Origin of the sequence: Methanosarcina soligelidi (assembly GCF_000744315.1) — an archaeon.
GTDB lineage: Archaea > Halobacteriota > Methanosarcinia > Methanosarcinales > Methanosarcinaceae > Methanosarcina > Methanosarcina mazei.
The window spans coordinates 318,974-334,251 of record NZ_JQLR01000001.1 but is presented as its reverse complement, the minus strand read 5'-3'; the positions used below and the strand labels follow the sequence as shown (position 1 = coordinate 334,251).

The window sequence follows — 15,278 nt, the reverse complement described above, 5'->3', positions numbered from 1 at the left end:
TTTTAAAAAATATACTTCTGGCAGTTCCTGTAACTGGAAATTTGCCTGCCCCTTAACTGGAGTTTTCAGCAGTGAAAAAGTACAGACCGGGGAAGTTAGAGAAACAAATCCAAAAAATACGGTCATGTCAATATGAATGATGAAAGTGTAAATTCAGATGGTGTGGATTCAAAAAACACGAGTCCTGAAGAGATGTCTGGAGACAGCCTGTCGGAAAATGATGTTTATAATAAAAAAGAAATTACTGCTCATGATGGGGACATTTCGGAGAGTAAAATAAAAGAAAATTCCTCTGGTTCCTATTCCGCTTCTGAAACGCAGCAGGAGGCGGCAAAATCAGATGTTCAGGAACCTTCTCAGCCGGAACCTCATACTACTATTAAAAGTGAGCGTTTAAACATGAATTCAGGCTCTTCTCCTTCCCTGCCGAAAAAGAAACGCAGTGGGGCTTCTTATCTTATCTTATTGCTGGCTTTAATTGCTGTCATTGCGGTTAGTATAGCCGCTATTTTTTACGGGCTTGGTTTCGGAGGAAATATCGGGAGTTCCGATAAGATAGCGGTCATTTATGTGCAGGGTACCATGCTCACCGGAAATGTTCCTGCAGGGCTCGGCTATGCAACCTCGGAAGAAATTTGTCAAAACATTCACTCTGCTGTAGAGGATAATAACGTCAGGGCGATCGTACTCCGGGTAAACAGCGGTGGAGGCTCTCCTTCAGCCGCTCAGGAAATAGCAATAGAGATAGAGAAAGCTCAGAAACAGGGAGTCCCTGTCATTGTTTCCATGGGGGACCTTGCAGCCAGCGCTGCGTACTATATCTCTGCCCCGGCAGATTACATATTTGCAAATCCTTCCACAAATACGGGGTCTATTGGAGTTATCTGGACCTTTGAAAATATGTCTGGCTTTTACCAGAATGAAGGCATAGATTATTATGTTTCGAAGTCCGGAGAGTTTAAAGATATGGGAGGGACCTGGAGAGGGTTGACCGACGAAGAAAAAGAATATGCTGATGAAGTTGTAATGGAGAGTTATGAAGAGTTTGTAACCCAGGTTGCCGAAGGGCGGAATATAAGCCGGAGTGAAGTAAAAAAACTTGCTGACGGGCGCATTTATACCGGATCAAGAGCAAAAGATCTCGGGCTTGTGGATGACTTTGGAAACCTCTATGATGCAATTGATAAGGCTGCGGAACTCGGAGGGGTGCAGGGTAAGCCAAAAGTTGTTTATATGAACAGGGCGACCCTCTCAAGCTTGCTTCTGGGCTCGGAAACGGACAACTCAAGCGAGGGAGCAGGTCAATTCGTCAGTTATTTTGAGGAAAGTCCTTATGGGAAAGTCCTTGCGTGTTTGCGCAATTAACGGATTTTCTGACTTTCCTTCTCCATTACTTATTTTTAGGATTTCAATTTCTTATGCAGGCTTGCAGCCTGAAAATAGTAAAATATATATTAGCTAACATGCAGGATATCACGGGCTTAACATGCTGGAACTTAAATTTGTACGTAACAACCCCGACATAGTTGGGCGTGCTCTTATTAGCAGGAATATGGGCACAGAGCTTATTGATAGCCTTCTTGAATATGACGCAGCCTGGAGGGAATGTCTCATCGAGGGCGATGACCTGAAGCACAAGCGTAATGTTGTCACCCGCGAGATAGCGCAGCTCAAGAAGGAAAATAAAGACGCTGCATCCAGAATAAATGAAATGCAGGGCATTAACAGCCGTATTAAAGAGCTGGATGACAAAATACGCGATTACAAATCAAAAATAAATGAAATAATGCTAAGTATTCCAAATATCCCTTCTGAAACCACGCCTGTAGGCAAGGATGAGAATGACAATCCGGTTGTAAGGGTAGTTGGAGAACCGAGGGAGTTCGCATTTACTCCAAAGCCCCACTGGGAAATAGGAGAGTCTCTGGATATCCTCGACTTTGAAAGAGCAGCTAAGATATCAGGCCAGGGTTTTGCAGTCTATAAAGGTATGGGCGCAAAGCTTGAGAGAGCTCTCATAAACTTCATGCTTGATGTGCACACCAGGCAGGGTTATCTTGAAGTTTTCCCTCCTGTGCTTATTAATGAGAAAGCCATGACTGGTACAGGCCAATTACCCAAGTTTAAAGACGATATGTACGGATGCACTGATGGTTTCTATCTTGCGCCTACTGCAGAAGTGCCTGTAACCAACCTCTTCATGGATGAATATATGGAAAACCTGCCGGTATTTCTTACAGCATACACCGCCTGTTTCAGGCGTGAGGCAGGAAAACATGGTCAGGATACCAGAGGTATCATCCGCAACCACCAGTTCAATAAGGTTGAACTTGTTAAATTCGTAATGCCTGAAACATCCTATGAAGAACTGGAAAAACTTACTCTTGATGCTGAAGAGATCCTCAAACTCCTTAAGTTACCATATCGGGTAGTAAGCCTCTGCACTGGTGATCTGGGATTCTCGGCTGCCAAGACTTACGACCTCGAAGTATGGGTACCTACACAGGAAAAGTATAGAGAAATCTCTTCGTGCTCTAATTTCGATAATTTCCAGGCAAGGAGAGCCAACATCCGCTACAGGACTCCTGAAGGGCCACAGTTCGTTCACACGCTCAACGGTTCGGGACTTGCTGTCGGCAGGACGGTTGTTGCAATACTGGAGAACTACCAGCGTGAAGACGGCAGTGTCGAAATTCCGGAAGTCCTCAGGCCTTACATGGGTGGGGCAGAAGAAATTAGAAAAGCTTGCCCTTGAAGATAGTTTGAGCTTGCGGACTATTTCAAAAGACTCTTTCGCACAGCTGGCAGAACTATATTCCATAGTCGATGCCGTCTAAATTAAGTTAGAAATGAAAGAATATAGAGCGAGCCAAAAGCTGTGCGTGAAGGAATTTAATAATTGTGGAAGCGATTGCAGGCTCTATAATTTGATTTTTTTTCCAGTTGTTCGTTTTTTCTCCTGAGCTTTACTCCTGATTTCCTGCGTTTCTTCTACAAATTTTATCAAAGAGAATAATATTGTTAAGCATAAGAGCCCCGCTCCAGCCGAGAGGGATTGCCCACGCCGACTTGCCTGTAGACTTATCCACCTGTTCAGGGAGAAGGCCCGTACTTGTAGCTCCGGCAAGAGCCCATCTGAGGCATTTTATTCCTTCCTCGGTCAGCTTTTTTGCCTCCTCAGCATACTGGTCCCCTGCTCCTTCCGGCAGGTCAAGGGCAAAAGCGAACATAGCTTCCGAGAGCCAGAGTGTTGTTACTATCCAGGGATTTCCGTCAATATAAGTGTCATTTTCGTAACGCTTGATTCCATAGCCATTATTGATGGGAATTGAAAGCTTCTTCTGGATATTTTCTATAAGAAAAAGAATCATGTCCCTTTCTACAGGATCTTCAGGAGAGATCATTCTAAAAGGAATATAAGCTCCCAGAACACTTGCATCAAGGGTCTTGTCAAGCTTTTCGTGAATTATCCCTTTTGCAAAATAACCTTCCTGAAGCCAGAAACGATCAATTGTAGCCTGTTTTATGAAATCAGCCCTTTTTTTCCAGCGCCTTGCCATTCCGGACTCGCCGTTTTCTTCTGCAAGGTGAGAGGCACCCATAAGCCCTGCATAGATTGAAGCATTTGTGTAGGTGAAAATCCCGTAATATGTCTCCCACAGGTCCATGCAGCTTTCGTGCAGGCCGGATTTTGTCCTTTTCATAAGGTATTCAGCAGCCCTGAGGACTGAGACCCATACTTCTTCCAGAAACTCTACCTTTTTAAGCCCTTCAAGAATCCTGTAATAAACGTCCATGGCATGAAGTGTGGCTCCGGTCTCATCTATCTGGGTCGAGTAGTCAAAATTTCCCCAGGAAGGGGCTATGTCCCCATTGAGCCAGTATCTCTGGAACCAGGAACCATCAGGCAGCTGCGTCCTGATGCACCATTTAAAAAACCTGTCACAATAATCAGGATATCCGGAATGTTTGAGGGCAAGAACCAGTTCCGAGGTGTCTCTGTTCCAGCAAAAACCATATCCTCCGCATTTTTCAAAATTTGAATCAAATTCCGGAGCGGCTACAAAAGACCCGTTTACACGGTCGTTCAGGAGGTAAAGCATGAGAAGAGACCTGTTGTAAGCATTGAAAAGCTCCTGGCGCAGGTTATTGTGTCCTTCTATTCCGGGCATTTTGAGTACATGCTTTTTCGATAGCCACATCACCCAGTATTCCCGTGTCTTTTCAAAGATGTGTTCCAGAGGCAGTTTGGACAGCTCTCGCATCCTTTTGTACAGGAGGCTTCGGGAAGATGCGGCTCCTATAAAGATGACAAATTCGTTTGCCCCATCAGCTTCCAGCTCGAGGTCCCAGCCCGCAGCATTGTTGATGTTTCCTATATCTTCTTTATTTCTCTGGAGTTTCCCGTCTTCCATATCATACTTGGAATTTGTCCACCAGATGGTGTCCATCGCCTTTCCGACCTGCCACTCCGTAAACTCAGGAAGGGCATAGATCCCGATGTAATAATCCTGCCAGTACTGGGCAAGAAGTCTGGCTTCTGAATCACAGAAAGCCGAATTTTTTTTGGAAGTTTCCCCCACATTCAGGTTCGAGTAATAGAAGAATTTTCCGGAAATTTTTTGCTGGGACTGTACTTTGAACCTGCGGATAAGGACCGGGACTTCAGGGTGTACAAGGTCAAGAATAGAGATTCTTATCCCGGAATCATGGTAAAGTTTTGTTGATACTATATTGGTATCTTCTATGTAGTTCTGAATCGAGTGCCATTCGTTATCGTTTGTCCAGAGAAGTCTTTCTCCTGTGTGAATGCAGGCAAGGGATTCTTCTACGTGCTGGGCATGGTCTCTGCGGGGATAAAATAAGCCAAGGATTTCTCCTTTTCTTCCCATTGTCACAAGAAGCTCGTCATTCCCCAGAATGACATTCGGTTGTCTGATCACTTAATCTCCCCTCTGAGCTGGTTTTGCTGATCCGGGCTGGTAGGAGCCAGTGAAATTATATGTTCGCAGACATTCTTCCCGGTGGCTTTACAGCTGACTTCCCTCACACTGATGTTCTTTCCGAAATACTCGGTCAGGTAGCCAGCAAAATAACCGCTCATGAATGCACAGACTGGCTGGTCCGAGCCTCCGTAAACGTCAGCTATAAATGAATCCTTTACAATGATTTTTCCTTCACACGTCTCTGGGTTGCAGTCAATTTCCAGGATCCCCCAGCCAACAGCTCTGTAAAGTTCTGCAAGCATGCTTGCAAAGTTACTATCATTAATTGGCATAATACTCTTAAAATATTTTGCTGCATGGCCTCCTCCGCGCAGTCCTGAGAGTGTAAGAAGCCCTTCAGCGTGTGGAACACTCTGATTAAGTATCTTAATAATGTCTACTATAGTGAGCGCCCTTGCCATAACTCCCCTGACCCCTATAACGTTCAGAGGGAAGTCAACGGAGTAAATCATCCCGAATTCCGAAATCCCGTGTTCCACCATACTTACAGCTTCCAGACCTTCGATTTTCCGGGCAAGCTCCCCAATATCCACATCTTTCTTAAGCTCCGTAAATACTGAGTACTCTCCAATGTGCTGCGTAATATTGTCAATATGCCCGAACTTGATGTATGCATTTTCTTTTTCAAGAAAATCGGTTATTGCGGATAAAGAACCGGGCCCTTTAGAATAAGTAATCTTGAACCATACTATTCGCGAATCTTCATTGAATCCTGCAAACATGCATAAGTCCCTGACCATATGACAAACTCCCATTGATGTGTATGAATATTTTGTAAATGTATATTTCCTTAAGGCATTTTGCTGAGTTTTTTGAATACCTGAGCCTTAAAGTCAATGAGTACAGCCATGAAATTGACTGCTGCCTCGAAAGGTGTGGAATGGACGCTAAAATAAGAATGTACGTCCCCGTCTCCGAGCCATTTGGTGCACATGTAGTAATAGTGGTCCGAAGTCAGCAGGTGCTTCCATATACGCAGGATTTCGGGGTCTTCTGTCTTTTTCACAAAAGGTTCGAGCAGCCTTATTTCTTCAAAGCAGCGCCGCTGCATGTCGTTCCCTAGCCATGCGCTGGTGTCGCGTTCCATATCCGCCCAGGAAATCGTTGAAAAGTCTCCAACATCGATTTCGGCTACAGGTAAGTATTTTTCAGTAAGCTCTACAGGAGTACTGAATTCAAGGCCGTTTTTAAGGACTTCTGCAGGCAGCTTTTCCACAAAATCAAAAATTCCTGTCTCTCTCCACTGGTGTTCTCCAAAGGTCTCGTAGTCCATAAAGATATTGATGCAATCTTCCTTAACTCCTGAAGCCCATGAAGCCCATTTTTCCGCGGTCAGAGGGTATCCTTCCCACCACCGTGCAGAGAAACGGTATCCTATATCGTCGCTCAGTTTGTAGTTTCTGAAAAGAATGGGTAACCCTGAATCTTTTGCTTTATAAAGCACGTTAGGAGACCTTCCCTCAAGCATATGGTCCGCTCCTTCCGTAAGAATTGCCTTATAACCCAGATCGGAAACGATTTTTGCTATGCTGTTATTGTAGAGAAGTTCTGTGTTTCTAAATATTTGAGGTTTAACTCCGAGGAGATCGGAAACCATTTCCCTGTGTTCTTTTACTTCTTCGATAAATTCTGTTTTGTCTTCAAAAAGGCTTGAGAGGGAATGGTAAAACGTTTCTTCCAGAATCTCCACAGCCCCCGTTTCCGCAAGCTGCCTGAAACTTTCCAGCACTTCTCCCCCCCAGAGTTCACACTGTTCAAGCAGGGTTCCGGTAATTGATAGGGAAAACTTGAATTCCCCTTTATGCTCATCAATGGACTCCAGAAGAGTTCTGTTTGCAGGGATATAACATTTCCGGGCTACTCTTTCAAAAATCTCCCTGTTGCTCCTTTCGTCAAAGTAGCGGAAAAAGCCAGGTCTGTCATCGGGCCAGAACCTGCGCAGCCTGAACGGTTGATGGACCTGAAAGTACATGCATAGTGAGGTCATGCGCTTTCCTCCAGAACAGCTCTTCTCAGGTCCGAAAGAATGGAATAATAGTTCACAGCCCTTTCATGGCCTTCCCGTGAGTTTCCGGGTCCCATTGAAAAAAGGATTTCGCTTTGCTGGAGGTAGCCAAATATCTGTTTGAGCCTACCGTAGTTCTTTTTTCCTTTAATTTCTGAAAGTTCTTCCCCTACCCTTACAAGCTCCCTCAGGTAAAGCTGCTGAGCATGGTTTCCGACGGCATTGTGCATTCCATAACGGATTGTCTGTTCTGTCCCCAGAGTCGGAAGCCTTAAAGGGCTGAACCTGCTTACGGCTTCAGAAGGTGTGATCATCTCAATGCCCCGGCTTTTAAGGGCTTCCGGAAAAGCCCTTATAAAATCAGCTATCATGCTCTTGTTCCTGTGGTGAAGGCAGAGGCTCGTATTGTTCAAATAAAGGGTCAGGACATCTCCTTCAATTCCTGCAATCCAGTCTGCGAATTTGTCAGGGATAAGAGGATATCCTTCCCAGCTTTTCTCCGAAAAGCGCAGTTCCAGGTCTTCGCTCAGGTTTATGTGTCTTAGAAGAATGGGAAGCTGGCTTTCAAAGACGCGGACAGGGTCGTATCCGTCCAGAATATTTCTTGACCCTTCGGCAATAAGACATTTGAAGCCCATCTCGCCAAGTATGTCGCCTGCTCTCTGAGTGTACAGGAGTTCGGTGTTTACGAAAGTCTCAGGGCTTACTCCCAAAAGCTCCTTCATCATTTCCCTGTATATTGTTACTTCTTCCCTGAACCAGGAAAGGTCGGGATAAAGGGCACTCAGGGAATGGTAGTTGCAGCTCCCTGTAAACTCTACTCTCCTGCTTTCTGCAAGTTCCCTGAAAGATTCAAGCATCTCAGGGTCCCATCTGCACTGTTCAAGGAAAGGACCTGAAAGATCAAAAGCATAACTTCCCCCTCTTTCAATTGATTCTATAAAAAGATCATTAAGGCGTAAAAACTCTCTACCTGCTTTTAGAAGCCTTGAAAATATCTGGTTCCGGTCAAAATACCTGTCCATCTCAGGCACTCCGGTAAAACCCTCTACAGGCCAGTACCATTTCGGGCTGTAAGGAAGATGCACTCCCACACACATGCAAACGGCTTTCATAACAAAATACTCTTGTGCGGAAACCTACTAAAAACTATTGTTTTTTTATTCTCTAGCCTGTAGCTGAATTATTGATTCTCTTAAAAAGTCCGGTTTTTATTACTCGCTATACCTGTCCCGGAGTCCGGAAAAGACGTCTTCTGTTTTCTTTCCTGCGCCGCTCTGGACCGGTACCGGTGAGTTCTGTGAGAAAAACAATAACCCATAAACTGCAACCATGGAAGATAAAAGGAAAATCTGCTGAAAATGCTGCGTACTGAGAGAGTACATTTCTCAGTCTCAAAAACCGGTTTCCAATCAGTAGATATGAAGAAACAAAAGATGTAACAGAATTAACAGAACAAAAGATGTGACCGAAAACAGAACAAAAGATGTGACCGAAAACAGAACAAAAGATATGACAAAATAAAAAATATATTGAATTAAAAGATGCCCTTCAGGCTGATAAGAACACTTAACTGAAAAGAAAAAAGAAATGGGATGAGGTTAATCATCCCATCATCATAAATTTAGTAAGGCTTTCATGTGCATTTTTGATTTCTTCTAAAGAGATGGAGAGCTCGAAATCTTTACCTTTTATCTCAAGGGCATCTCCACCAACCGTGCCTATTACGGCATGGGGCACACCTTTAAGGAGTTCCTGGACGGCTTCCGGTTCAGCTGTTGCAAGCAGCGCCCTTGCGGGGGCTTCTGAGAACAGGAACTCGTCTGCCTTCATCTCGCCGGCAATCTCGCTAATGTCTACTTTTCCGCCTATGTTTTTGCACATCCTCGCAAGCCCTGCACCGATTCCTCCGAGGGAAAGGTCGTGTGCGGAATTCAGTTTTCCGCTCTTAACAGCTTCAATTACGGCTTTTATTATTTCAGGGGCGTTTTTCGGTACCTCAGGTACTTTTCCGGCATTGCCAGCTCCCATGCAGGAATAGTACTCCGAACCTCCCATTTCAGGAACTATTTCTCCTACAAGTATAATGCTGTCTCCGGTTTTTGCAAAGAAGCCCGATGGGAGAGGCGTTTCGAGGTCAACTTTTCCGATCATTCCTATTGAAGGGGTTGGGGGGATTGCAGTCCTGAACTCATCGCTTTCATTATAAAGGGAAACATTTCCTCCTACAACCGGGATTGAAAGCTCCCTTGCTGCGTCTCCGAGCCCGAGTACGGCGTTTTTGAACTGCCAGTAGGTTTCAGGGTTTTCAGGGTTTCCAAAGTTGAGGCAGTTCACAATGGCAAGCCCTTCAGCACCTTTTACTGCAAGGTTCATGGCGTTTTCAATGATTGCAGTTCTTCCTCCTGTATAGGGGTCAAGAAGAGTTGCTCTGGGCTGGCAGCCGCAGGAAAGTGCAATTCCTTTTTTATCTGTAATTCTGAGGACTCCGGAATCTTCTCCTGGTTTGACAACTGTCCTTAGCTGGACTTCATGGTCATACTGCCTGTAGATCCATTCCTTTGAGGCAATGTTGTGTGAAGACAGGACTTTCATGAAAGCTGCTTTCAGGTCCTCAGGGGTTTCCGGTTTTTTGCCTTCTTCCCTGTGTATGGGGGTCTCTGAAGGCTTTTCACAGGTCGGGGCTCCTCCCGTAAGGAAACCTATAGGGATGTCAGCCACGATTTCGCCTCTGAACTCAACAGTGTAATTGGGCTTTTCTGTGAGGTGCCCAATCACAGCCCCGTTCAGATCATATTTCTGCACAAGGGCAAGGACTGCATCCACATCTTCAGGGGCTACCTCAAAGACCATACGTTCCTGAGATTCGGCAAGCAGGATCTCATAAGCGTTCATTTCGGGTTCGCGCTGCGGGACTGCGTCTGCAATAATATAGGCTCCCAGTCCTCCTTTAGCAGCCTGTTCCGAACTCGCTCCCCCAAGCCCTGCAGCTCCGAGGTCTTTGCAGGACTTTATGTACTCTTTATCTATGGCTTCCAGGGTCATTTCCATAACAAGCTTTTCTGTATAGGGGTCTCCTACCTGGACGCTTGGGCGATCTTCGGCTTCGGCTGATTCCGAGAGGTCTCTGGAAGCAAAGGAAGCTCCACCCAGCCCGTCTTTTCCCGTGCTTGAACCTGCAAGAATGAGCTTGTTTCCTGCTTTCTGGGAGCGGGAAGTCATAACTTTTTCTTCTTTGCAGAGCCCGACTGCAACAACGTTTACCAGCGGGTTTCCGCTGTATCTCCTGTCAAAAAAGGTCTCACCATTAACCACGGGCACTCCTATGCAGTTTCCGTATCCTGCGATTCCTTTTATTATCTGCTCGAAAAGGAAAAGGTTTTTAGGGGTGTCCAGAGGCCCGAAGTAGAGCGGGTCCATAAGGGCTATTGGGCGGGCTCCCATGGAAATTATGTCTCTTACAATGCCTCCCACACCGGTAGCTGCCCCGTTATACGGGTCCACATATGAAGGGTGGTTGTGGCTTTCCATTCCTATAGCAAGCACATATCCGTCTTCGAATTTGATGATTGCAGCATCGTCTCCGGGACCGATAATCACGTTTTCGCCCGTGGTTGTAAAGGTTTTCAGGAGAGGGGCACTTGATCGATAGGAGCAGTGCTCACTCCACAGATTTAAAAAACAGCCCTGTTCTACAAGGGTGGGCTCTCGCCCGAGTTCTTTTTTAATGATCTTAAGGTCTTCTTCAGGTAACATTGCCTTGCCTCTGATTCTTAAGCCTCTCTGGATATGCCGAAGCTTCAGATTTTCTTATAAGTTCCCTGATACTTCAGGGTTTGATTAGTGTTACAACAGATTAAACAGACTATGCGGACATAAAGGGATAGGGATTAGATAAATATTTCTTCAGGCCGGGCAGGAATATTTTCCCAGGAATAGGTGACTGTAAACACTTTACCTGAGTATTTAATTCGGAAAGGGGAAAGCTCTTCTTCCCCTACAGAGGAAAAATCCTATCTTTTACGGGATATGTATTCCGGTTTAAAAAGGCTGCAGATTAATTACAGGCAAAAACCGAAAAGTATGCAAGGGACCCGCAGGTAAAAAAAGTAAATTTGAATTGGAAATTTTTAAAATAGGGATTGATGAAAATTAGATTTGCTGGACCATTTTTTCTATCTTTGTTCCGGTCTCAGTCAGGAAGTAAATCTCTTCTTTTTTTGAGATAAGGTTTTTTTCCTCGAGTTCCTCGAGGGTCTTTGCTATGGTGGGATATACCACCCGAAGAGTTTTTGAAATACGTTTCCCTTCCATTTCCCCTTTTGAGGCGAGCAGAGAGAGCACTTTTTGCCTCACGCTGTTTCCATTTACAAAACCTATTAACTCGTTCACAGGGTACCTCCCGTATGTCTGGTTTTTAGTGTTATTATATAGACATATTTATATATGTGATGTACATAAATATGTGGCTATACAGATTATATAAAAAGATGGGGTTCAAGATATATTTAGCTTTTTGCTGGCTGAAAAATGCTTTTTCTGGCAAAAGCACAAATTATCGGGGACTTATTGTTCAGGGTAAGAACAGGGTCTTTCCGTATTTTTTATTCTTGAAGCTACTTATACCTGAATTTTTCAGTTTCCTGTAGATCGCTTCCATCCCCTATGTAATCATGTTAAATTATATTAACTCAGATATGTGAATCGTTTTCGATCTCTGTGGATTATTTACTTATAATACAAAGAATAAAAAAATATAGAGCCCTGGTTGGCTTTTTATATTATTGAGGGTTTTTGTGTATAGCAGAAATTCAGTATAAAGTGCCTGAAAAATACCATTAGGCTTTAATATCATCATTGATAAGTACTTTATATCTATTTAGATATTTTCGGATGTAAATTACATATACAATGATTACAAATTTGGAGGACATACTAACAAATGAGCAGCGGAATGTGCCCGGTATGCGGGCTTCCAAAAGAACTTTGCATATGCGAAGAGGTTGCAAAAGAGCAACAGAGAATAACTGTTAAAGTTAACAGAAGAAGATATGGTAAGGAAGTCACTGTCGTAGAAGGTTTTGATGCTAGTGAAATTGACCTTCATGAACTGTCCACTTACCTGAAATCAAAGTTTGCATGCGGCGGTACAGTAAAAGGAAATACGGTCGAACTTCAGGGCAATCACCTGACCCGCATGAAAGAAGTCCTCATGGAAAAGGGTTTCTCTGCTGAACAAATCAAAAATTAAACTCTGAATCCGTCCCCCACCGGAACTCTCGAGCCTGAGATATTAGCTTATAGATTCGGAGTTTTACGTATCTTTTTGCCAGTTTTTCGATAGCATGCACCTTCTTTCAGGCGTACTCGTCGGAACCTGAGTCCATCCCGGAAAACCATACAAAAAGTGCGTTTCCATATATTTTATATTTGCAAGTGTTGGTCTCCAATGAAAACAACATGCGAAATAATGGTACAAAAAGTCTTGCCTGCTATCAGATCCGAACTCTCAAGGGCAATGATTTTCGAACATGGGTGTACGCAGCAGGATGTAGCGGATATCCTTGAGCTTTCAAGAGCAGCTGTTTCTCAGTATGTGAGTGAAAAACGAGGAGCTGAAGTTGATTTCTCTGAAGAGACCCAGAACGAAATCCGAAAATTCGCTTCAGTACTCTTGAGCGGAGGTCTATCTTCTCAGGAGAAAGTCAAGGGTATGTGCAGTATATGCTGTTTCGTCCAGAAATCCGGCTGGTTGTACAGAAATGCTCCCGAAGCCAAAGCCTGCATACTCTGTAAGGATATGAACGAAAAGTGAAGGATACACTGTGCATCAAATGTAAGGGAAAAGGACTCTGCGGGCGTCCACGTTGCCCTATTCTTGAAAAGTTCAAATCCCTGCAATCAATTTCTCCTGCAATTTCAGGAGATTCTGTTTTTGGGGCATCTCCCCCGGCTCTTTTTGTAGGAAGCTATGGCTATCCAAGGGTTTCTGCGGGTCCCCTGATCCCTCCCATGGCAAAAGAAAATGAGGCTCTTATTTTCGAAGACCCTTCAGCCTGGGGAAACATGCAGATCGAAGATATCATCTCCATGCGTTCCCGTATGGTCAGAGCAAACACAAGCCTGCATGTGAAAGATGCGCGGAGCAAAGAAAACCCTCTTCTGGTCAAGGCTCAGGAACTGGCTCTCTCCAGAAAGCCGGTGGACACCGAAGCCTGGTTTTTTAAGGCTCCGAAACAGGAACTCAAGTTCGATGCAGTCCTTACTCCCATGGGACCTTCAGGGCTTGTGAAAAACTTTGAGCTTGCCGAGAACCCCGATGTCCCGAAAAAAGTGGATTACCTTGTTTACGATACCGATGCCCTGGCAAAAGAAGCCATTACCGAACTTTTGAAAAGTGATGTTTCCACCGAGCATATTACGCGTCTTTTTTCCATTGGCCTCCTGGGAAAAGAACGCAAAGTAGTGCCTACTCGCTGGTCTATAACAGCTGTCGATGATATGGCTGGGAAGGAACTTTCAGACCGGATAGTTGACTTCCCCTGGGTTTCTGACATCAAACTCTTTAGCGGGACCCATTTCGGAAACCATTTTGAAGTCCTTATCCTTCCGAGGGCTTATTCCTTTGAACTTATTGAAATCTGGCTCCCAAAAACGGTCTGGTCAGGGGAATCAAGCTGGATAGGGGAGGACAGTGAAGATATTAACGGAAAGAAAGGCTATTCTCCCCTTGCAGGGGGTTATTATGCAGCAAGGCTCCCTGTACTCGAATATCTGATAGGAATCAAAAGGCAGGCTTCGGTCTTTGTTTTGAGGGAAATCACTCCCGATTACTGGGCTCCTCTCGGAGTCTGGGTGGTCAGGGAGGGGATGAGAAAAGCCCTTCAGAATCCCCCTGAAACTTTTGAATCCCTGGAAGCCGCAGTTTCTGACCTTTCAGGCAGGGTCAGGACTCCAAAAATCGAATGGATTCAGCAGGCAAAGATGCTATCTGAGTTCCGATTCCAGAAAACTCTTGATTCCTTTTTTAATCTCTAATGAATTCAAAGTGAAAAGAGTTTAATTCCTTTTTTAATTTATAAAGAATTTAAAAATTGAGAAAAATTTAATTTCTTTTCTAATCTCTAAAGAATTTAAAGTGAAAAGGATTGGTGTGAAAATAAGGAAGCCAGAAGACAGGTTCGTTAAGATGAACTGCCTTGATGTTTAAAAATTAATGAACAGGTCTTTAAAGCCTTTTCAGGTTATTCAGGCTTAAGATCCTGCTTTTTGACCTGTTCTGGATTATTCGAATATCTCGGGCACTATGCGCCGGGCAACTTCTTCATAGGCTTTGGAGATGTCGCCCTTGTCAAACCTGAAAACGTCTTTGTCCATAGACTGCCCGGTTTTCTTGTCCCAGAAACGGCAGGTGTCGCAGGAAATCTCATCTGCAAGGACAATTTCCCCCTCCCTTCTACCGAACTCAAGCTTGAAATCGGGAAGTAGAATTCCTTTTTCATCAAGGTAGGGAACAAGCAGCTCGTTGACCCTGAGTGCCAGTTTTCGAAGTTCTGCAAGTTCTTCGCGGGTTGCAATGCCAAGCGCAAGAGCAATATCATCATTCAACATTGGGTCTCCGTATTCATCGCTTTTGAAATCAAAAACGAGAACAGGCGGCTTTAAAATCGTTCCCTCTTTTATCGGGTACTTCCTGGTTATCGAGCCTGCGGCAATGTTCCTTACAATAACCTCAATTTTGATGATTTCAACTTTCCTTACAAGCATATCAATATCGGAAAGCATACTTACAAAATGGGTCTTGACTCCGCTGGCTTCCAGCATCTCAAAAATCTTCTTTGATATCTGGGCGTTGTAGTAACCCTTCAGTTCCATCTCGCCTTTCTTTTCCCCATTAAATGCGGTAAGGCTGTTTCGGAACTCAGCGATAAGGGTATCGGGATCATCTGTCCTGTAGATGGTTTTTGCTTTCCCTGAATAGAGCTGTTCTCTTTTCATGTAATGGTCCTCTCTAGGGATAATTCTGGATTTTCCTTAGATAGAGAGATTTCCGGAGATTATTTCCGGAATAATAGCAATTTTAATATAATAGTTATTTTATTAATATTCGGGACATTCCAGAAACGGATAAGCATTCTCCGAATCTGTATGCTTATGGAAATAGTTGTATTTCCAGACTTTTCAAAGATTCACCCGTAAACCTGGAAGTTTGCAGATTATGGATTTTTTTCTCAAACACGTTCCCGGTTTCATGAAGGGATGGAGTA

Annotated in this window: 12 protein-coding genes; 5 read left to right on the top strand and 7 right to left on the bottom strand. The window is 44.3% G+C overall.

Features of this window, described 5'->3' with window-relative positions:
- Positions 1-132: 132 nt before the first annotated feature.
- Positions 133-1,365, top strand: coding sequence for a signal peptide peptidase SppA (gene sppA, locus M886_RS01540; RefSeq protein WP_048050523.1), 1,233 nt, complete (start codon positions 133-135; stop codon positions 1,363-1,365).
- 121 nt (positions 1,366-1,486) lie between these two features.
- On the top strand, positions 1,487-2,755 hold the full coding sequence (serS, locus tag M886_RS01535; RefSeq protein WP_048042760.1) for a serine--tRNA ligase: 1,269 nt from the start codon (positions 1,487-1,489) through the stop codon (positions 2,753-2,755).
- A 211-nt stretch (positions 2,756-2,966) separates the two neighbouring features.
- Here serS and M886_RS01530 read toward each other — a convergent pair whose 3' ends face one another.
- The 6 genes from M886_RS01530 to M886_RS01505 form a co-directional block, all read right to left on the bottom strand.
- A complete protein-coding gene (locus M886_RS01530) occupies positions 2,967-4,943 on the bottom strand; it encodes a glycoside hydrolase family 15 protein (RefSeq protein ID WP_011032814.1) in 1,977 nt (658 codons plus the stop codon).
- Complete coding sequence (locus M886_RS01525) at positions 4,940-5,746, bottom strand: V4R domain-containing protein (RefSeq protein WP_048046300.1); 807 nt, start codon at positions 5,744-5,746, stop codon at positions 4,940-4,942. The genes M886_RS01530 and M886_RS01525 overlap by 4 nt, the downstream gene beginning before the upstream one ends.
- 50 nt (positions 5,747-5,796) lie before the next feature.
- Positions 5,797-6,993: a glycoside hydrolase family 57 protein gene (locus M886_RS01520; RefSeq protein ID WP_048046301.1), complete on the bottom strand. Its 1,197-nt coding sequence runs from the start codon at positions 6,991-6,993 to the stop codon at positions 5,797-5,799.
- Complete coding sequence (locus tag M886_RS01515; RefSeq protein WP_011032811.1) at positions 6,990-8,126, bottom strand: glycoside hydrolase family 57 protein; 1,137 nt, start codon at positions 8,124-8,126, stop codon at positions 6,990-6,992. Before M886_RS01515 ends, M886_RS01520 begins: the two co-directional genes overlap by 4 nt.
- A 490-nt stretch (positions 8,127-8,616) precedes the next feature.
- A complete protein-coding gene (gene purL, locus M886_RS01510) occupies positions 8,617-10,767 on the bottom strand; it encodes a phosphoribosylformylglycinamidine synthase subunit PurL (RefSeq protein WP_048050522.1) in 2,151 nt (716 codons plus the stop codon).
- Positions 10,768-11,163: 396 nt separating this feature from the next.
- A complete protein-coding gene (locus M886_RS01505; RefSeq protein ID WP_011032809.1) occupies positions 11,164-11,403 on the bottom strand; it encodes a winged helix-turn-helix domain-containing protein in 240 nt (79 codons plus the stop codon).
- 550 nt (positions 11,404-11,953) lie between these two features.
- Between M886_RS01505 and yciH the strand changes: the two genes are divergently transcribed.
- The 3 genes from yciH (at position 11,954) to M886_RS01490 (ending at position 14,049) form a co-directional block, all read left to right on the top strand.
- On the top strand, positions 11,954-12,262 hold the full coding sequence (yciH, locus tag M886_RS01500; protein WP_011032808.1) for a stress response translation initiation inhibitor YciH: 309 nt from the start codon (positions 11,954-11,956) through the stop codon (positions 12,260-12,262).
- Between the two features lie 198 nt (positions 12,263-12,460).
- Positions 12,461-12,826 carry a transcriptional regulator gene (locus tag M886_RS01495; protein ID WP_011032807.1) on the top strand — a complete coding sequence of 122 codons (366 nt, stop codon included), beginning with the start codon at positions 12,461-12,463 and terminating at the stop codon, positions 12,824-12,826.
- Entirely contained in the window at positions 12,823-14,049 is a 1,227-nt protein-coding gene (locus M886_RS01490) for an Nre family DNA repair protein (RefSeq protein ID WP_048039685.1), read from the top strand. The genes M886_RS01495 and M886_RS01490 overlap by 4 nt, the downstream gene beginning before the upstream one ends.
- Positions 14,050-14,295: 246 nt before the next feature.
- On the opposite strand, the gene purC is transcribed toward M886_RS01490, so the two are convergent.
- Entirely contained in the window at positions 14,296-15,009 is a 714-nt protein-coding gene (purC, locus tag M886_RS01485; protein WP_048039687.1) for a phosphoribosylaminoimidazolesuccinocarboxamide synthase, read from the bottom strand.
- Positions 15,010-15,278: the final 269 nt, after the last annotated feature.